The 19,257-nt window shown below is 62.6% G+C and carries 18 protein-coding genes; 3 read left to right on the top strand and 15 right to left on the bottom strand.

Going from position 1 to position 19,257, the window contains the following annotated elements:
- Window positions 1-7 precede the first annotated feature (7 nt).
- Window positions 8-409 carry a hypothetical protein gene (locus F3H98_RS03010; RefSeq protein ID WP_149758095.1) on the bottom strand — a complete coding sequence of 134 codons (402 nt, stop codon included), beginning with the start codon at window positions 407-409 and terminating at the stop codon, window positions 8-10.
- Window positions 410-753: 344 nt separating this feature from the next.
- Here F3H98_RS03010 and F3H98_RS03015 point away from each other — a divergent pair, with 344 nt between their 5' ends.
- On the top strand, window positions 754-1,506 hold the full coding sequence (locus tag F3H98_RS03015; protein ID WP_342211596.1) for a response regulator: 753 nt from the start codon (window positions 754-756) through the stop codon (window positions 1,504-1,506).
- A gap of 15 nt (window positions 1,507-1,521) precedes the next feature.
- On the opposite strand, the gene F3H98_RS03020 is transcribed toward F3H98_RS03015, so the two are convergent.
- From F3H98_RS03020 to F3H98_RS03030, 3 genes are all read right to left on the bottom strand, one after another.
- Window positions 1,522-2,925, bottom strand: a complete 1,404-nt coding sequence (locus F3H98_RS03020; RefSeq protein WP_210249652.1) for a cache domain-containing sensor histidine kinase — start codon at window positions 2,923-2,925, stop codon at window positions 1,522-1,524.
- 476 nt (window positions 2,926-3,401) lie between these two features.
- A complete protein-coding gene (locus tag F3H98_RS03025) occupies window positions 3,402-4,169 on the bottom strand; it encodes an SDR family oxidoreductase (protein ID WP_149758100.1) in 768 nt (255 codons plus the stop codon).
- 148 nt (window positions 4,170-4,317) lie between these two features.
- Window positions 4,318-4,755, bottom strand: a complete 438-nt coding sequence (locus F3H98_RS03030; RefSeq protein ID WP_149758102.1) for a YqaA family protein — start codon at window positions 4,753-4,755, stop codon at window positions 4,318-4,320.
- A 238-nt stretch (window positions 4,756-4,993) separates the two neighbouring features.
- On the opposite strand from F3H98_RS03030, the gene F3H98_RS03035 reads away from it, so the two are divergent.
- Window positions 4,994-5,425, top strand: a complete 432-nt coding sequence (locus F3H98_RS03035; RefSeq protein WP_149758104.1) for a GNAT family N-acetyltransferase — start codon at window positions 4,994-4,996, stop codon at window positions 5,423-5,425.
- Window positions 5,426-5,440: 15 nt separating this feature from the next.
- Here F3H98_RS03035 and F3H98_RS03040 read toward each other — a convergent pair whose 3' ends face one another.
- The 9 genes from F3H98_RS03040 to murA form a co-directional block, all read right to left on the bottom strand.
- On the bottom strand, window positions 5,441-6,556 hold the full coding sequence (locus F3H98_RS03040) for an anhydro-N-acetylmuramic acid kinase (RefSeq protein ID WP_149758106.1): 1,116 nt from the start codon (window positions 6,554-6,556) through the stop codon (window positions 5,441-5,443).
- A 1-nt stretch (window position 6,557) separates the two neighbouring features.
- Window positions 6,558-7,586 (bottom strand): serine hydrolase domain-containing protein, encoded by a 1,029-nt coding sequence (locus tag F3H98_RS03045; protein WP_425294799.1) that lies wholly within the window; start codon window positions 7,584-7,586, stop codon window positions 6,558-6,560.
- Between the two features lie 17 nt (window positions 7,587-7,603).
- Complete coding sequence (locus tag F3H98_RS03050; protein ID WP_149758110.1) at window positions 7,604-9,346, bottom strand: ABC transporter ATP-binding protein; 1,743 nt, start codon at window positions 9,344-9,346, stop codon at window positions 7,604-7,606.
- 2 nt (window positions 9,347-9,348) lie between these two features.
- Window positions 9,349-10,182 carry an ABC transporter permease gene (locus tag F3H98_RS03055; protein ID WP_149758394.1) on the bottom strand — a complete coding sequence of 278 codons (834 nt, stop codon included), beginning with the start codon at window positions 10,180-10,182 and terminating at the stop codon, window positions 9,349-9,351.
- The gene (locus F3H98_RS03060; RefSeq protein WP_149758112.1) at window positions 10,182-11,141 is read right to left on the bottom strand and encodes an ABC transporter permease; all 960 of its coding nucleotides are present in this window, start codon (window positions 11,139-11,141) and stop codon (window positions 10,182-10,184) included. Before F3H98_RS03060 ends, F3H98_RS03055 begins: the two co-directional genes overlap by 1 nt.
- An 82-nt stretch (window positions 11,142-11,223) precedes the next feature.
- Window positions 11,224-12,747 carry an ABC transporter substrate-binding protein gene (locus F3H98_RS03065; RefSeq protein ID WP_149758114.1) on the bottom strand — a complete coding sequence of 508 codons (1,524 nt, stop codon included), beginning with the start codon at window positions 12,745-12,747 and terminating at the stop codon, window positions 11,224-11,226.
- 46 nt (window positions 12,748-12,793) lie between these two features.
- Window positions 12,794-13,726 (bottom strand): N-acetylmuramic acid 6-phosphate etherase, encoded by a 933-nt coding sequence (murQ, locus tag F3H98_RS03070; protein ID WP_149758117.1) that lies wholly within the window; start codon window positions 13,724-13,726, stop codon window positions 12,794-12,796.
- 213 nt (window positions 13,727-13,939) lie between these two features.
- The gene (locus tag F3H98_RS03075) at window positions 13,940-14,839 is read right to left on the bottom strand and encodes a glucosamine kinase nucleotide-binding domain-containing protein (protein ID WP_149758119.1); all 900 of its coding nucleotides are present in this window, start codon (window positions 14,837-14,839) and stop codon (window positions 13,940-13,942) included.
- Window positions 14,836-16,092, bottom strand: a complete 1,257-nt coding sequence (gene murA / locus F3H98_RS03080) for a UDP-N-acetylglucosamine 1-carboxyvinyltransferase (protein ID WP_149758121.1) — start codon at window positions 16,090-16,092, stop codon at window positions 14,836-14,838. The genes F3H98_RS03075 and murA overlap by 4 nt, the downstream gene beginning before the upstream one ends.
- Before the next feature lie 172 nt (window positions 16,093-16,264).
- Between murA and F3H98_RS03085 the strand changes: the two genes are divergently transcribed.
- Window positions 16,265-17,125 (top strand): MurR/RpiR family transcriptional regulator, encoded by an 861-nt coding sequence (locus F3H98_RS03085; protein ID WP_149758123.1) that lies wholly within the window; start codon window positions 16,265-16,267, stop codon window positions 17,123-17,125.
- Window positions 17,126-17,175: 50 nt separating this feature from the next.
- On the opposite strand, the gene F3H98_RS03090 is transcribed toward F3H98_RS03085, so the two are convergent.
- Window positions 17,176-17,802 carry a hypothetical protein gene (locus F3H98_RS03090; RefSeq protein WP_149758125.1) on the bottom strand — a complete coding sequence of 209 codons (627 nt, stop codon included), beginning with the start codon at window positions 17,800-17,802 and terminating at the stop codon, window positions 17,176-17,178.
- Between the two features lie 23 nt (window positions 17,803-17,825).
- Complete coding sequence (locus F3H98_RS03095) at window positions 17,826-19,220, bottom strand: selenium-binding family protein (RefSeq protein ID WP_149758127.1); 1,395 nt, start codon at window positions 19,218-19,220, stop codon at window positions 17,826-17,828.
- Window positions 19,221-19,257: the final 37 nt, after the last annotated feature.

Consider the following 19,257-nt stretch of genomic DNA (forward strand, 5'->3'; position numbering starts at 1 on the left):
CGACTCTTCACGGAGAGCATCGATGGTAGGTGGTCAGAACGTCGGAGAAATTGGGATCGAAACGTTCGAAGCTGTCTTTATCGATGATGCGGAACGACACCGACATGTCGCTGAACATGATCGTGTCGGCGCAGGTCATCGAAATCGTGAGACGATCCTTCTCCTCACGCACCCGGCCCGCGGTGCACACCGCGTTTGCCCCGGTGATCTTTTTTCCAGAAACAATGATCCCGCTGTTCAGCGAAGCGCCGCGATCCTTGAACTCGGAATGGCCGTTGACCGTCTTAAACGTGTCGGTGCAACTCGTCCCTTCCGCCGTCCAAGCGCCCTGCAACGCGTCGAGCGACGCTGCCATGAGTTGGGTTGCGCCGCCGAGCATGAGAGGCAAGGTGAGCAGGATTGCTTTCATGGGCATGGTTCTTCCCCCGTTGCTGTCTGATGTCTCACTGACCTGCCTGCGAAACCGCGAGCGGAATTGCGAAGGCCGGGCAGTCCGCATCGCCTTCGGCCGGTTTTCCATATCGAACTTGTGGAAACATTTGATCCGGGTCGGCACCAGCAGCTTTCCGACCTCGAAACTGTAGCCGATGATTGCTCAGATAGCGGCAACGCGTCACCTTTTCCCGTTCCGCCTGGCGTCCCATCGGTTCTGGTTCCGGCATGATGCATGGCGGGCGGCACGCACGCCATCAGGTGTTTTCCTATTAGTTTCGGGGCCATCACCCTAAACGGCAACGATGCAGAGGCTTCCTCGTGCTGAAGCCGAACCGGGTATTTCCCCATCGCATTAGCGGTAATCACAGGATCGTGCTTCCAGGATCGCTCGTGTATCATCATCGATCGACGCAAACGGGTGACTTGCGAGGCCTGCGCATGCTCAGGATTTTGATAGCCGACGACCATGAAATCGTGAGGAACGGGCTGCGCGCCATGCTGTCGGACGAGGATGGCTGGGAAATCGTCGCCGAAGCGGCCGATGGGCGGGACGCCGTCAGCCAGGCGCAGCGCACAAAACCCGACGTTGCCATCGTCGATTATGCGCTTCCCGTCATGAACGGCGTTGAGGCTGCACGACAGATTCGCCTGCATAGTCCGAAAACCGAGGTGCTCATTTTCACCCAGCACGACAATGAGGCATTGCTTCGCGATGTTCTGGAGGCCGGGATCAAGGGATATCTTCTGAAGAGCGATGCGGCAAAGCACCTGATTCATGCGGTGGAGGCTCTTTCGACCCACCAGCCTTTTTTCACCCGGTCGATGTCTGAGGCGCTGGTGCAGGCCTACCTGAGCAAACCGAACGGCTCGACGAGCGTGCTGTCCGTGCGGGAACGCTCTGTCGTCCAGCTCATTGCGGAAGGCCACAGCAACCGACAGGCAGCGACGCTGCTCAACGTGAGCGAGAAGACCATCGAAACCCATCGTGCCTCGGCCATGCGAAAACTCGACGCCCATTCGACCGCCGCACTTGTTCGCTATGCCGTGCGCAATCGCCTGGTAGAACCCTAGCGCCGGGCCCGAGTCTTAGCCCGGCACCGTGGCAGTCACGGTCGTGCCCTTGGCTCCGCTGGTTATTTCCAGCGTGCCGCCGAGCGCCTGCAGTCGTCCCCTCATGCTTGCCAGGCCGACACCTACCGCCGCCGCGTCGATCATGCCGCCGCCATTGTCGCTGACCGTGAGAAACAAGACGCTGTGGCTGCCTCCCCGTGGATTGACCAGCCGGATACGCGCCGTGGTGGCATCGGAATGGCGGTGAATGTTCGACAGAGCCTCCTGCACAACCCTGAAAACCGCCAGTTCCACGTGACGCGACGGCCTCACGATTGCCAGTTGCGGCGCCACCCGCAGCTCCACTTCGATGCCGCAGCGCTTTTCGAAACCGCTGACGAGAAGTTCCAGCGCGTTGGGAAGGCCTGACTCGTCCAGCATCGGCGGATGCAGCAGGTAGGACAGCGTTCTGAGTTCCTGCTCGCTGCGGGAAATCAGGGCGGCGCATCGTTCGAGCGCCGCCCGGGCCTCGGCGTTAAGCGCCGGGTTTCTGCGAAGCGCAATTTCGATCTCGACATTTGCCCCAAGCAGGTTCTGGGCGGTGGAATCATGCAGGTCGCGGGCGATCTTGCGACGCTCGCTATCCTGGGAAAGCAGCAGGCGGGACGTCGTCTCACGCAGCGCGACGTTCGATTCCGTGAGCGAAACCGCTCGTGAACGGGCGATGCTTGCCGAAACGAGAAATGCCGTCACCGCAAGGCCAAGGATCGATACATACAGCACGTTGGAACTGCGCCAAGGCTCAAGTACCTTGCTTTCGTCGACACCAATCGCCACCGCCAGCGGATAGCTGGCGAAATTCCGGAGGGCTACGGTACGCGCCACGCCGCTGCTATCCAGCAAACGATACGATCCCGGCGATGCCGGAAATGCGCCCGCGCGAAACAGCGCATGCGCTTGCGGGGGAGCATCTGGGTCCGCGACCGGCGCAGGCGCAGCAACGATGACGGTTCCATCGTTCCTGCTGAGAACAGCCACGTCGGATTTCGACATGGCGCTGTCGAGAAGCTCCGAAAAATAGGTCACCGGGATGGTCAGCAGCACCACGCCGTTGAAAGATCCGTCAGGTCCCCTCAGCTTCCGGCTCATCGTCATGGACCGAACCTTGCTGAGGTGGCTGATAACAGGTTCCCCCAGATAGGTGACGTCGTCGGCTGAATCTCGGTGGAAGCGGAAATAGTCGAGGTCACTCTCATCGACCGTTGAGGACGGAAACCGATTGCTGTGGCTGACCACATTGCCATCCGGCGAAAGCAGCTCGACGTCCACGATGTCGCGCATGTCCGCCTCGCGCTCGGACAACATCGTGGAAATATCAGGGGAATCCCTGATCTCTCCCCAGCTCATCCCCTCGACCCGCCTGACGATGTCGCCCAGCACAAGTTCGTTGGATTCGAAAACCTTCGACATGTGGGCTTCAAGGAGCGCGGTCCGCTGTGCGACCTCGACCGCAGCCGCGTCGAGCATACGGGTCCGGCTTTGCCATGCCGCAAGCAGGAACACCGCGACGACAAGAAGCGCGCCGGCCAGAAGCAACAGCCCATAGCGGGACAAATACAAGCGACGCAAGGATGGAATGCTATAGCTTGAGCGTGGTTTCCCACCAGCTAAAGCAGTGTCGGAAGTGCGCGTTAGACTGCTTTGAACAGCCGTCATGATGCCGCCTCATCCCCGGTCGCGATAATTAATATCGAAGCCACCACGAAGTACAACCCAATATTTTTGCTTCTCTATTCGCGTTGCGGCCGCGACCAAGCCCTGCACCGTCATCGAGGCTCGTCGCCTTCGCATAGGCGGCAGCCTTTATCAACGATTTCTCGCGTTGATAAATGCCGCCGGCAACCTTCCAATCAATGCTACAGGCTTGTGGTGATGCCGCCATCGACGACCAGCATGTGCCCGGTAACGAACGAGGAAGCCTTCGAGGAAAGAAACACGGCTGCGCCGATCAGTTCGTCGACATCGCCCCAGCGCCCCGCCGGCGTGCGGGTTTCCAGCCAGGCGGAGAATTTCGGATCGTCGACCAATGCCTGGTTGAGCGGCGTCCTGAAGTAGCCTGGCGCCAGCGCATTGACCTGAAGCCCATGCCTGGCCCAATCGGTCGACATGCCGCGCGTCAGGTTGCGCACCGCGCCCTTGGTCGCCGTGTACGGCGCGATACCCGGCCGCGCCAGTTCGCTCTGCACGGAGGCAATGTTGACGATCTTGCCCTCGCCACGGGCAATCATGAACCGCGCGACAGCCTGTCCGACATAAAAGATGCTGGAAATGTTGGTGCGCAGCATCTGGTCCCACTTGTCGATCGGAAAATCCTCCAGCGGGGTGCGGAACTGCATGCCGGCATTGTTGATCAGGATGTCGATGGCGCCCTCCCCGCCTTCGATCGCCGCAACACCGTCGGCGACAGCTTTCGCATCGGTGACGTCGAATGGCGCCGCCGAGACATCGAAGCCTTCAGTGCGAAGCTGCTGCGCCGCCGTCTCGACCTTCTCCGGGTTGCGGCCGTTGATCACGATCCTTGCCCCATGCCGGGCCAGGCCTCGCGCCAGCGCGTAGCCAATGCCCTGGTTGGAACCGGTGACCAGCGCGCGTCTGCCCTCAAGATCGAACAATGGAAAGGTCACGCGTGGCGTCTCCGTTCAGCAATGCATTTCGGTTTCGCGATTTCAGCGGAATTCTGGCTGAAAGCATCGCATCCAGGAATGGTTTTCACCAGAAACAATGCTTTCGTCAAAATCCCAGCGATTGACACTCGGCCAAGGCCGACCTGGCTCATGACAGGCCCAGCGTCGCGCCCGCTACGAGAAGGTAACGTGCCGTCTTGGCGATCGCCACGATTGCCACAAAACTCCACAGCGGCTCGCGAAGGACGCCTGAGACGAGCGTCAGCGGATCGCCGACTATCGGCACCCAGCTCAGCAGAAGCGACCATTTTCCGTATCGGCGATACCACATGGCTGCCCTGTCGAGTTGCGCAGCGCTGGCCGGAAACCACGACCGGTCGCGAAACCCTTCGATGCCCCGGCCAATCAGCCAGTTCACCACCGAGCCCAGCACATTGCCGAGGCTTGCCACCGCGATCAACGCTGCCGCCGGCAACGAACCCTCGACGAGCAGGGCCGCAAGCACCGCTTCGGACTGCGCCGGCAGGACGGTCGCTGCCGCGAAGGCAGCGGCGAACAACCCGGCGTAAATAGCAAGCTCACCCATGGCAGGCTGCGAGACGAGATCTTTCGGTGGCGGTTCCGATGTTCACCGGTATCCCCAGAGCGTGATTTTCCCGGAGATAGACGTTCCAGCCGCTGGAAACTCAAGGCCTTGCGCGGATTTTTTCGCTTGGACCAAGAACAGTTGGATAGTCTTCCCCCGCCTGCTACTCAGCCGCAACATTTCGTGTCATTGATCCAGACACGTTTGCGGTATTTCCGCTGTCATCCAAGAGGCTTGATTGACTACGACCCTGGAAGTGACCGGTGCGCCGCCGCAGGACGAGCTTGCCGTAATCGGCGAGAACCTGGCGGCGTTCAACGACAGCGATGTCGGGCCGGCCGGAAAGAAAACTCTCGCCGTGCTGGTGCGCGACGAGGCGGGCGCCATCCTGGCCGGCATTTCCGGGTACACCGCCTGGGGCTGGCTTTATGTGCAATGGCTATGGGTGGACGAAAGGCTTCGCGGCCAGCATATGGCCGGCAAAATGCTCGAGGCGGCGGAGGCGGAGGCCGTCGCTCGTGGTTGCCATGGCGCCTATATCGACACGTTCAACCCCGCAGCCCTCAAAGTCTACCAGCGGCAAGGGTATCGGCCGTTCGGAAAGCTCGACGACTTTCCCCCCGGCCGCAGCAGGACCTTTTTGCAGAAAGAGCTGCCGGCCTCAACTTGAGACCGGCAGTCATCGTTACCCGGCGATGCGTCCGCCGCCCATCGGCTCCGGCGCGCCGGTCGTGCTGGGGAAACTGATCGGCATCCCACGCAAGACGCGAACCGCCAGGAAGGCGAAGCACTCGGCTTCCACCGCATCGCCCCGCCAGCCGATCGTGTCGACGGATACCGCCTCGACACCGGCCCGGCTTGCCAGCATCGCCATCAGGGTCGGGTTATGGCGCCCGCCGCCGCTGACGAAGAGTTTTTTCGGCCTACGCGGCAACAGGTCGAGCGCCTTGCCAACGGCGCTTGCGGTGAATGCCGTCAGCAAGGCCGCGCCGTCCTCCGCGCCGAGCCCCTCGGCCATCGCTGCAGTGAAGTCGAAACGGTCGAGCGATTTCGGATAGGGCGCGCTGAGATAGGGGTGCTCTAGCAGCTTCAAGAGCCTGGCTTCATCGACGGCCCCAGCTGCCGCAAGCGCGCCGTCGCGGTCCATTTCGCCGAGCCCTCTCGCCTTGACGAAATCGTTGATCGGGGCATTCGCCGGGCCGGTGTCGAAGGCCACGATATCGCCTTTGCCATCCCACCAGGTGATGTTGGCCACGCCGCCGAGATTGAGGATTGCCGTTTCGCCGCTCGCCCCGTGCGCCCCCAGCAAGGCGGCGTGATAGGCGGCGGCCAGCGGCGCCCCCTGCCCGCCCGCGCGCATGTCGGCTGAGCGGAAGTCATAGACGACTTTGGTCCCCAGCAGCGAATGCATCAATTCGCCATCGCCGAGCTGGCGGGTCTCGCCCAGCCGGTTCCTTGCCGGCGCCCGGTGCAAAACCGTCTGGCCGTGGAAGCCGACGACGCCGATGTCCGACATTCTCAAATCGTTGCTTTCCACCAGTCCCCTGACGGCCGCCGACTGCGCCCGCGTCAACGCTTCTTCGGCCTCGCGGAATATGGCCGGCTCCGGCCCGGTGAAGTTCCAGGTTCTTGCCTCGCGTTGTGCTTCTTCGAGCAACGTGCGGATCGACTGCGCATATGGCGCCAGCGTATAGGCGCCGAAAGCTTCGACCTGCTCGCCATCAGTCCTGATCAGCGCGACGTCGATGTTTCCGTCAAGCACCGTACCGGTCATCAGGCCGACCGCCCAAATTGGCTTCATGTCAGTTCCAGGCTCCATTGATGATATCGCCGACCTCGCGCCGAAGTTCGGCGATGCCGCTGTTGAAATGCCGCGTCGGATGGATGTGATTGGTGAGCAAGGTCCACGCCTTGCCTTCGGCAAAGTCGATCCAGAGGCCGGTTCCGGTGAAGCCGGTATGGCCAATTGTCTTGGGGTTACACCGGTTGCCGCCCGACCAGCCTTCGTAGGCATGCTCCCAACCATGGGTGCGCTTCTGCGACAAGGGCTGGCGCATCAACGCGATGGCGTTCGCGGAAGCGCCGGCGCCGTCAAGCAGGCCTTGCGCGAAATCGAGAACCGAACCGGCAGTGCCGAATAGCCCGGCGTGACCGGCCCCTTGCAGAGCCGAGCAATTGTCGTCGTGGACTTCGCCCGACAGCACGCGGTGGCGCCAAGTACAGTCTTCCGTCGCCGCGGCGCTTTCGGGATCGGCGGCGAATGCAAAGCCCGGTCCGGCGTCCATGTCGCGGATGGATTTTCCACTGAGACGCTCCAGGGCAAAGCCGAGCAGGATGAAGTTGATGTCGGAATAGACGGGATCGCCTGCCCGCCACTCCCGCTGCAGGATGAATGCGCGCAGCAGGTCCGGATCGCGGCCATAGGTGTAGATCGGCTCGACCGCCGGAAACGGCGTCTGGTGGCCGAGGCATTGGCGGAAAGTGACTTTCCGTTCCCAGGCACTGGCTGAGTACTGGCGAAGGTCAGGAAGCGCGGTGATCAGCGGCGCGTCGAGGTCTATCACTCCCCGCTCCGCCAGGGACAGGATGCGCGGCGTCGTGAAGATGACTTTGGTCAGCGAGGCGAGATCGAACCACGTGTCGACCTCCATCGGGCGCATCTTCGGCACAATCTGTGCAGAACCGACCGCGCGAACAAGCCGCTCGCCGCCGCCGACCAGCCCCAACACGCCACCTGGAATTCGCTTATCCGCAACCGCCTTATGCAGGAGGCCGAAGGCGCGTTCGAACCGCGCTGCAAGCTCAGGATTGGAGAGGACAGGGTGTGACAAATCCGGCGGCCCTTTCCTCATGCTTCGGCGCGCACCTTGTGGTCCGGCCCATATTCCATCCATCGCGCCTTCGGCGGCTCAAACCCCAGCGGACGAACGAGCGATGGAACCTGGCGTGTGTCCAACTCGAAGGTCTCGTGTCGGCGATCGATTGTCGGCACGGCGGCGATAAGCTTTTTCGTGTAGGGATGCCTCGGTGCGGAGAGCACCGATCTGGCGTCGCCGATTTCCACGATCTGGCCGGCATAAATTACCGCGATGCGATGCGCGATGCGCTCTACCACCGCCATGTCGTGCGAAATGAAGAGGTAGGCGAGGCCGTATTCCTTCTGCAGATCGATCAGCAGCTCCAGCACCCGGGCCTGCACCGAGACATCGAGAGCCGAGACCGCTTCGTCGAGCACCACCACCGATGGGTTGAGCATAAGGGCACGGGCGATGCAGAGGCGTTGCCGCTGACCGCCGGAGAATTCGTGCGGATATCGCTCGAGGCTGTTCTCGGGAAGGCCGACGCGCTTCAGCAGCATTTTCATTCTGTCGCGCACGGCAGCGTCGATGCGAACGCCGGATGCAATGACAGGCTCCGCCAGGATGCTGTCGACTGAAAGGCGCGGATTGAGCGAGGCATAAGGGTTCTGGAAAACCATCTGTACGGGCAGATTGCTGTCGCCGGCGACGAGTTCTCTCCTGGCCATCGAAAATGCGCCCCGCGTCGCGGGAACCAGCCCGAGCACGGCGCGTGCCGTGGTCGATTTACCCGAGCCGCTTTCGCCGACGACGGCGAGCGTTTCCCCGGGGAGAAGATCGAAATCGACACCGTCGACGGCATGGACAGCACCCGTCGGCCGGCCGAACCAGCCGCCCTTCAAGGGGTAGCGCACCACGAGCCCGTCAACCTTGAGCGCCGGCTCGGCCGTCCTTTCGCGCTGACCGTCCGGCCGCGCGGCATTGCCACCCGAAAAATGCGGGACCGCGTGCAGGAGATGCTGGGTGTACGGGTGCTTTGGATGGTCGAGAATCTGGCCGAGTTCACCCTGTTCGACCGCCTGCCCGTCCTGCATCACCATCACGCGGTCGGCGATTCCGGCGACCAGCCCGATGTCGTGGGTGATGAAGATCATCGACATGCCGGTTTCGCGCTTGAGTTCGGCGAGCAACGCCATGATCTGCGCCTGCACCGTAACGTCCAGCGCCGTCGTCGGTTCGTCGGCGATCAACAGGCGCGGATTGCAGGCCAGCGCCATTGCGATCATCACCCGCTGGAGCATGCCCCCGGAAAGCTGGTTGGGTGTGTAGGTCAGGCGACGCTCGGCATCCGGGATGCGCACGCGATCGAGCGCGTCCTTGGCGGCCGCTCGCGCCTGATTGCCGGTAAGGCCGCGATGCAGGCGAAACGATTCCTCGATCTGCCGGCCGATCGTCAGCACCGGATTGAGCGAAGTCATCGGCTCCTGGAAGATCATGCCGATCTCGCCGCCGCGGATTCTTGTCAGCTCTTTCTCGCTCGCTTCGGTCAGCTCGGAAATCTTGCCGTCGGTGCGCAGCAGCCGGATCGAGCCATTGGTGATGCGGCCGCCGCCATAGTCGACCAGACGGTTGATGGAGAGCGCCGTCACCGACTTGCCGGAGCCGCTCTCGCCGACGATGGCGAGCGTTTCGCCGGCGGCGAGATCGAAGCTGACCCCGCGCACGACTTCCCTAGCCTTCGCGCCACGGCCGAAGCCGACATGCAGATCGGAAACGGAGAGGATCGGCGACATCTCTATGCCCTCCGCGTCTTGGGATCGAGAATGTCGCGGAGCGCATCGCCGAGCAGGTTGAAACCGAGGATGCTGAGCATGATCGTGATGCCGGGAAAGATCATCAGCCAGGGGGCCGATTCCATCAGGTTGCGGCTGTCGCTCAGCATCAGCCCAAGCGATGCGGCCGGCGGCTGGGTGCCGAGGCCGAGGAAGCTCAGGCCAGCCTCCGTCAGCAGCGCCCAGGCCAGCGCCAGCGTCACCTGCACCGTCAGCGGCGCGACAAGATTGAGCAGAAGATGGCGGGTAAGGATGTAGAACCGGCTGGAGCCGAAAGTGCGCGCCGCGTCAACGAATTCGCGCGACTTCAGCGACAGCGCCGGACCGCGCACCACGCGCGTAAATATGGGCGTGTAGACGATGCCGATGGCGGCGACGCTGGTCCAGGTTCCCGGCCCGACGACGGTGACGATAAGCAAGGCGAGAAGGATTGCTGGAAATGCCAGAAGCACGTCCATCAGGCGCATCAGGATCGCATCCCAGCGCTTGCCGAACCATGCCGTCGTCAGGCCGAGCACCGTGCCCGCAGCCGTCGCGATCGCGACGGAGAAGAAGGCGACCGTGAAGGACTGGCCGATGCCTTTCATCAGGCGGCTTGCAACGTCGCGGCCGAACAGGTCCGTGCCCATCCAATAGGCGACGGTCGGGGCATGCAGGCGATCGATGCGGAACTGCATCAGCGGATCATAAGGCGTCAATCCCAGCGCGCCGAGGATGGCGATCAGCAGATAGGCAGCAACGATAGCGCCGCCGATCCTGCCGCTGGGATGCGCAAAGATTGAACGCAGGAAACCCATCATTGGTTTTCCAGCCGGATACGCGGATCGAGCGCCACATAGGCGAGGTCGACCAGAAGATTGACGATCATGAAGTTGAGGGCGATGAACAGCACCGCGCCCTGCACCAGCGCATAGTCGCGCTGCAGGATCGCTTCCAGAACCATGCGGCCGAGGCCGGGAAGCGCGTAGATCTGCTCGACGATAACGGCGCCACCGAGCAGGTAGCCGAACTCGATGCCGCTCAGCGTCACGACCGGGATCAGCGCATTGGGAAGCGCATGACGCCAGACCACGCTTCTGGCCGACGCGCCTTTGCTGCGCGCGGTGCGCACATAGTCGTCGCTCAACACGTCGAGCATCGCCGAGCGCGATACGCGGGTTACCGAAGCGGCGAAGGCGAAGCCGAGCGTCAGCGCAGGCAAGATGAGCTGGCCAAGGTTCCGGATCGGATCTTCCCAGAGTGGCGTAAACGCGCCCATGGTCGGCAACACACCGAAACCGGCGGAGAGCACGTAGATAATGAGCAATCCGAACACGAAGCTCGGCGTCGACTGGCCGATCATCGCGGCGACACGCACCGCCAGATCGGAAGGCCTTTCGTTGCGGGTGGCTGCGAAAACGCCAGCCGGCACGCCAACCGACAACGCGATCAGCATCGACAGCAGAGCCAGTTCCAACGTCAGCGGAAATCGCTGCAGGATCACCTCCAGCACCGGCTTGCCGTAGGTCGCCGATATCCCGAGGTCGCCATGAAAGAGGTTCAGCAGCCAGCGCCAGTATTGCACGGGCCAAGGCTGGTCGATACCGAAATAGACGGCCAGCGCATCGCGTTGCTGCGGCGTCAGCAACCCGGCCTCGGTGCCCAGCATCGCGGTGATGGAATCGCCAGGCACCAGCCGGATCGCGAAGAAAACGATGACGGAAACACCGAGCAGGACGAGTGGAAAGGCCGCGAGCCGCCGTGTCAGATAGTTCACGAGCGCCCTGCCCCGCCAGCGTTGGCCTGGCCCTGGATGTTTCCGTCAAAGTTCATGGCGGTTCAGTTCTGTCCCGTATCGGCTAGCGCTGGACGGTGACCTTGGCGAGGCTGAACATCGAGCCTGTTGGCATCGGGACAAAGCCCTGCACGCTCTTCTGCTGCGCCGTGTAGCCATAGGATGTGTAGAGCCAGACCCAGGGCGACTGTTCGGCGAGCCGCGTCTCGAAAGCGTTGAAGATCGCCTTGCGCTTCTCCGCATCGGTTTCGGCGCGGCCCTGCTGCATCAGGCTGTCGATTTCATCGTCGGCGAAGTTGGAAACCTTTTGCAGATTGCCAGTCTTGGTCCAGTAGCGGTTATACATCGTATACGGGTCGGGCCGGCCGCCGTTGAGCGCCACGGCCATGTCGAAGTCGCCCTTCAGCCAGGTGTCGACATATACGTTGAGCTCCATCATCTTGATGTCGAGCTTGATACCGATCTCGGCGAGTTGGGCTTGAAGGACCTGTGCTTCGGCGGCAGCTGTCGGCGGTTCGCCGGTGGCGGCGATGACCGTCGCGGTGAAGCCGTCAGCAACGCCTGCGTCGGCCATCAGCTTCTTGGCCTTCTCGACGTCGCGCTTGTAGCAGAACAAGCCGTTCGGATCGCTGGCGAAGAAAGGCATGGTCAGCGGTCCGGTGACCTTGCCTTCACCCAGCGCCGCGGTATCGAGAACCGCCTGCCGGTCGACGGCGCAGGAAATTGCCTGACGCACGGCAAGCTCCGTCATCGGCTTGCGCGACGGGTTGAGCTGCAGCACGTGATAGGCTAGCGCCGGCGCGCGGTTGAGCTGGAGAGTGGCTTCGCGCGGCACCAGCGTGGCGATCAGCGGATCGTTCAAGAGAGCGAAATCCACCTGACCGGCGCGCATTGCCGCAAGGATAGCCGACTCGTCGGGAAGTACGCTGATCTCGATGCCGTCGACACCAGTCGGTCCGCCGGCCCAATCCTTGTTGGCGCTCAGCACTTCCTTGGAGTTCGGGTCCCACTTGTCGAGCTTGAACGGGCCGGAGCCGATGGCGGTGGTGCCGATCGTACCGGCGGCGATCTCGCTGGCCGGCAGGATCGACGAATTGGTGTCCGTCATGGCGGTGAGGATCGGCACATCGGGCTGCGACAGCTTGAAGATGACGGTGCCGGCGTCGGGCGCCTCGATGCTGGCGACGGAGGAGTAGTTGGCACGGTTCACCGCACCGGTCTTTTCGTCCAGAATGCGCTCGAACGAGGCTTTGACGTCGGCGGACGTCACCGCCGCGCCATTCTGGAATTTTGCTTTCGGGTCGAGCTTGAAGGTCAGTTCCTTGCCGTCCGGCGAGAACGCCCAGGAAGTGGCGATGCCTGGGATGATCTGCAGATTGGCGTTGAGCCGCACCAGCGGCTCATAGATCAATTCGAGCAGGCGGATCGACGAAAAGGCAGCCTGCTTGTGCGGGTCGAGGCCGGTCGCATCCTGCGCCCAGGCCATGCGCAAGGTCTCCGCATTGGCGGGTGCGGCGAGTGCCGAAACTCCAAGCATCGCCGCCATGGCGATTGCCGAAAAATGCGTCTTTGTACGTTCTTTTATCATTGAATCCTCCCGTGGTTCAGTTCGTCACAGTTTAAACAGGCAGTGCTCACCGCGTGGCGGAGCCGCCTTCCTCGATTGCTCGTCTCAGAAATCCGCCGGCGCCCTCAAGGGCGCTCCGCGCTTCGGCCAGACTCATTCCCGTCAGTGTTATCAGGATTGCCAGCTTCACGTCATTGCCTGTCTTGTCGAGCGCGGCGCGCGCCTCTTCGAGCGTGCAGCCGGTCGCCTGTGTGACAATACGGGCAGCTCGCGCGACCAGCTTCCTGTTGCTGGCATGCAGGTCGACCATGAGATTCTGGTAAGTTTTGCCGATGCGGATCATGCTCGCCGTCGTCAGCATGTTCAGCACCAGTTTTTCCGCCGTTCCCGACTTCATGCGCGTCGAGCCGGTCAACACCTCGGGCCCGACCACCGGCGAGATGGCGATGTCGGCGGCCGCCGCGATGGTGGAACCCGGATTGCAGGAGAGCGCGACAGTCGTTGCGCCGATCTTCCTGGCATAATCCAGCCCACCGATCACGTAAGGGGTACGGCCGCTGGCCGCGATGCCGACCACGACGTCGGCGGCGGTGAGGTTGATTTCCTCCAGCGCTTCGCGGCCCTTCTGCTGGCTGTCCTCAGCACCTTCCGTGGCGCTCACGAGGGCCTTCGGTCCGCCGGCGATGAGGCCGACGACCATGCCGGCCGGCACACGAAAGGTTGGCGGACATTCGGAGGCATCAAGGACGCCAAGCCGCCCGCTGGTTCCGGCGCCCATATAGATCAGCCGCGCACCATTCTGAAAAGCGATCACGATGCGATCGACCGCAGCCGCTATCTCGGGAATGACCTTTTCGACGGCAGCGGCGACGGTTTTGTCTTCGTCGTTGATCTTGCGCAGGATGTCTGCCGTCGGCAGCAGGTCGATGTCCATGGTGCGTGGATTCCGGTCCTCGGAAACCAATTGCTCCAGCTCGGCGATCAAAGCGCGTTCCAACACCTGGCCACTCACCCATCAATTGTTACGGCCAAGTCCGATCCGGCCGCAATCTCGCGGCTTACGGCACAGGACCGCGATGGCTTGCGGTCGCTGATGCCTTCTCGGCCGACTTGGTCTGAGCCCCGTATCAAACCGGCTTGCGACCGGCCGCTTCAAGGTCTCGTTAACGATTTAGAATGGAATATTCATTCGGTCAATAAGAATTGGAATATTTCATTCCAATTCTGCGGAGCCTCTTTGATGACCTTTTGCCAGGATGATGGCGCCGGAAACAGCGTCGCCATCAGCAGGCTTCAGCCGGCGGCGCACGTCGGGCGAAAGCCAGGGTTCGAGCGGAGAAGAAAGGCCGCCGAGCAGGGTCACGCGGGGCGCGCCCTGATCGAACAGCGCACGCACCAGCGCATCGATCTGCTCGGCTGCCGATTGCACGATCCGCCGCCCGGCGGCATCGCCCTGGTCGGCATGCCGCATCACCATTGGGGCCAGGGCGGCGTAGTCCGTCGCGGTTGAACGATCCATCCAGGCCACCGCCTCCATGGGATCGTCCTGGAAGCGGTGCATCACTTCGGCAAGCAGCGCTGAACGGTCGTGACGGCCGTCATGGGCACGCAAGGCGAGCTGCACGGCCTTCAGGCCGAGATCGGCGCCGCTGCCCTCGTCGGAAATCGGAAAGCCGTAGCCGCCGACACGCAGATCCTTGCCTTCGACGAAGCCGATGCCGATCGAGCCAGTGCCGGCGATGACGATGGCTCCATCCTGTCCGGAATGCGCGCCGAGGCAGGCGCCAACGGCATCGCTGACAAAGGTGACCCGCGCGAAGGGATGCGGGATCGCCTGCAATGCCTCCATGGCCCCCTTGCGGCCAATGCCGGCGAGTCCGATGCCGACATGGGTGCGCGCCAGTTCGCTGGCGCCTAAACCCGCTTCGCCGACCGCGGCTCCGAACGCCCGCGAGATGGAAGCCCAGGCCTCGTCGATGCCGAGCCGCGTGGTTGCCGGCCCGGACAAACCCTGCCCGAGCAGCGTGCCCTCCCCATCCTCGATGCGGGCGCGGCAACCGGTGCCGCCGCCATCGACCCCGAGATAGAAATGCGACCCGGAATCGGCGCTCATCCGGCTACCCGCTCGATCGTCGCGCCGCACAGGCGCAGCTTGCGGTCAAGTTCCTCGTAGCCGCGGTCCAGGTGATAGACCCGGTTGATGACTGTCTCGCCATTCGCGACAAGTGCCGCGAGCACCAGCGAGACCGAGGCGCGAAGGTCCGTCGCCATGACCTGCGCCCCATGCAGCGGAGCGCCGCCGCGCACAAGTGCGGTGGTTCCCTGCAAGGTGATGTTGGCGCCAAGCCGCATCAGTTCGGGCACATGCATGAAGCGGTTTTCGAAGACCGTCTCGCGCAACAGGGCGGCACCTTCAGCGCAGCACATCAGCGCCATGAATTGCGCCTGCAAGTCCGTCGGAAAACCCGGATAGGGTTCGGTGGTTATGTCGACGCTCTTCAACGGGCCATCACGCGAAACGATCAGCCCCCGGTCACCCGGCCACACCGTGACCCCGGTCGCCTCGAGCGTTTGCACGACGGAAGCAAGATGCTCGAGCCGCGCATGGGTAAGTTCAAGCTGCCCACCGGTGATGGCTGCGGCAATCGCATAGGTGCCGGCCTCGATGCGGTCGGGGATCGTGTGATGTGTCGCCGCCCGCCATGTTGTCGAACCTTCGACCAGGATGCGATGGGTACCGGCGCCCTCGATGCGCGCGCCCATGGCAATCAGGCAGGCTGCGAGATCGGCCACCTCAGGCTCACGCGCTGCGTTGACGATTTCGGTCTCGCCTTTGGCCGTCGTCGCAGCCATCATCGCCGTCTCGGTCGCGCCGACGGACGGAGAACTCAGCACCACGCGGCCGCCTGTCAGTCCGTTCGGCGCGGCGGCGACGATCAGCCCGTTCTGGATGCCGATGTCGGCGCCCAGCGCGGCCAGCGTCTTCACATGTATATCGACCGGGCGGGCGCCGATCGCGCAGCCGCCAGGCAGCGATACCCGCGCATGGCCGAACCGCGCCAGCAGCGGCCCAAGCACCAGCACCGTCGCCCGCATCTTGCGCACCGTATCGTAGCTGGTCTCCTTGGAGACTGCGGAACTTGTGTCGATGACGGCTGAATGGGCGGCGCGGCTGACGCTGGCGCCATGCAACGCTACGACGCCCAACATGTTGTCGACGTCGGTGACCGATGGAAGGTTAGTCAGTTCGAGTGGATGAGGACTGAGCAGGGAGGCGGCGATCTGCGGCAGGGCGGCGTTCTTGGCGCCGGAGATGGTGACCGCCCCTTGCAGCCTTTGCCCGCCGACGATCCGCAACTTGTCCATGAGGCCTTACCAATCATTCGGCGGGCCGGCAGCCCTTGCCGGGTCGACTCGACCCCACCACCCCTCGCCCGGGAGAGTTGATCCAGTATTCTCCACTGTCAATCTCGGTTGGAATATTTTATTCCTATTTCGGTGATTGCCGGCGGCACTGTCGCCAATGGGAAAAGATGAGATGTCGATCCTCAGGAAGATCCAGGCCACGCTGGACACCATGGCTCCGGCCGATCGGCAGATCGGCCAGTTCATCGTCGACAATCCGGACCAGATGTTGCGCCTTTCCTCGGCCGCGCTGGCGGAAGAGACCGGGCGCAGCCAGTCGAGCGTGGTGAAGTTTTCGCAGAAGCTCGGTTACGCCGGCTACCAGGACCTGAAACTCGCCGTCAGCGAGGCAAAGGCGCAGGAATGGAGCGTGCCGGCGGGCATGGTCCACGGGACGATCGAACGGGGCGACGGCTACATCGCCGTCCTGCAAAAGCTGGTGGCCAGTAAGCTCGCCTCGATGCAGCAGACGATTTCTGCCAACAGCGAACAGAACATCGGCAAGGTTCTGAAACTGCTCGACGAGGCCGACCGCATACACCTCGCCGGCGTCGGCGCCTCGTCGCTTGTCGCGCGCGACTTTTCCTACAAGCTGATGAAACTTGGCCGCAACGTCATGCACGACAGCGACAGCCATGTGCAGATGGCGAGCGCGTCGACACTTACCGCCAAGGACGTCATGTTCGCGCTTTCGCACTCGGGCGCCAGCATCGAGACATTGCGGATTGCGGAATTGGCGCGGCAGCGGGAAGCCGCGGTCGTGGTTGTCACCTCGATGAGCGACAATCCGTTGAGCCGGGTCGCCAATGTCATCCTCTACACCATTGCTGATGAGGATCGCGTGCGGTCCTCCTCGATCACAGCGCGCGACGCGCAACTGACGCTGACCGACCTTTTGTTCATACTGCTCGTCCAGAGGCAGCCTGACGCCAACGACTACATCCACAACAGCGAGGATGCGGTGTCCGTGCTGAAGGCGCGGCAACTCTCATAGGACAATCCGCATCGACAACTCTCAGGGTTTCAAACTGTTTTGCGCCGCACTCACATGATCAGGATCAAGCCGGTGATGACGAGGGCGGCGGTCCAGATGAGATCGAGGTTGATCCATCCGCGGCGCAGGAATGAAAGGCCCAGCCACTCATAGACGCTGATCGCGATCGCCAGGATAACGGCGAGCATTGCCGCCATGTGGGTGCCGACCGCCGCGAGCGCGATCGGCAGCGATCCCGCTGCCGTCAGTTCCTGTGCGGGACTTCCCGACAGACAAAGCGGTATGAGCACAGGCACCAGCATGAGGCCGGCGCCGTGAGCGCTCGCCATCAGGAAGGACCAGACCCCAAGTCCTGCCATGCCGGTTTGCATGCCGATCCGGACGCGATGACGGTGACCGTAGGCCATGTGGTAGATGGCCCAGCCGATAAGCAGCACGCCGGCCGCGATCTCCAGCGGGCGCTGGTCCACGAAGAAGCCAAGCGCCACCACCACCACGGCAACCACCGCGATCGAAACCGTGTGCCCTATCGCGATTGGAGCCAGCGACATCAGCACGATCTTGCGGCTTTTCCTGTGCAGCCCCAGTGCGACAGCAAACAGCCATCCCATGGCGGGGTTGAGGCCGTGAAAGGCGCCGAGGCCGGCAAGCACCAGCCAGGGCGAGACGGAGTTCATTCACGCAACCGTTCGTGTCGGCATCAGGGGTAGCAATAGGAATCGGACGAGCAATCGCCACCCTCCAGACGCACCTGATGCGGCCGATGCCCTTTCGGCCAGTCGACGAAAAAGTTCTCATCGAACGTGATACCGCCATTCTCCCCGACATGCAGCTTCACCATCCAGCCGTCGATGCCTTCGGGGTAGAACTGCGGATCAATGGGTCCGTAGAGCGAATTGGTGAAATAGACCCGCTTTCCATCACGGCTGATCTCGACCATCTGCGGGCCGCCATTGAGCGCACCGTTCGTTGCCTTGGCATGGGTCGCGCGGGAGACGATGCCGCCGATGCGAACCCTGCCGGTCTCCTTTGGACTGAACGGGTCCGACACATCGTACTGGATCATGTCTCCCGTGCCCCAGCAGGAAACGTAGAGGAACCGATCGTCCATCGACAGGTCGATGTCAGTGACCAGCGGGGCGACGGCCTTAAAGCCTTTCAGCACTGGCGGCAGCAAATCCGGGTCGGCCGGCTCGGCCGGAATTTCGATCACCTTTTTCACCGCCCATTTGTCGCCTTCGCGGTACCAGGTCCAGATCGAGGCCGACAGGTCCTTCAGGCTGATGACGCAGCCGACGAAGCCGTATGCCTTGGTCGGATCGTGCGCCGGGCGCAGTTCGAACACCAGCTGGTGTTCCTCGCCGAAGTCGATCTCCTGCAGATGCTTGCGTTTGTGCAGGTCCCAGAAATGCAGCCTGCGTCCATATTTGCTGCCGAGCAGGATCTCCGGCACCAGCCCGTTCTCGAACGTGTCAGGGGTTCCCCATTCGCTCGTAACCATTGTGTCGTGGCCGAGATGCCACCAGAAATCATAGGCGAGCTTTTGCGGTCCGCGGTCCATCTCCCACTGGCCAAGCACATCGAAGCTGACGGGATCGAGCAGGAATATGCCGCCCGGCGCCTTGCCTTCCGCGTTGCCCAGCGCGTTGACGTATATTCCCTCGGGTCCGCAATGCGTGGTGTGCAAGCGCGAATAACCGGCCTTCTCCGCGATCTCTTCAGGCTCAATCACCCTGACGATCTTCGGGTTCTTGGGGTCGGGCTTGGTGTCGATGATGTGCAGCCGCGACGAACGCAGGCCGGGCACGACGAGATAGCGGCGCTCCATGTGGGGATGCGGCGCATTGGGGCAAAGGCAGGACGAGCAGGCATTCCAGCCGAAATGATGCAGCTCGTCGCCTGCGTTCGGCATATCAACCTGGCCGACGATCCGGGAATAGGAAGGGGATTTGGGATCGACATCGACCACGGCGATCGCGTCAGGTTTCTTGCGGTCGGGATCGAAGGACGCCACGTAGGCGAGCGTCTCTTTCGCTGCCTTGGCGGCCATTCTGGGCGAAGGATAGAATGAAGGATCGGGCTGCCACAGTGCCATAATGGATTTTCCCTTCAGTGATCAAAACAAGTATTGT

Origin of the sequence: Neomesorhizobium albiziae, from assembly GCF_900114255.1 — a bacterium.
GTDB classification, from domain to species: domain Bacteria; phylum Pseudomonadota; class Alphaproteobacteria; order Rhizobiales; family Rhizobiaceae; genus Neomesorhizobium; species Neomesorhizobium albiziae.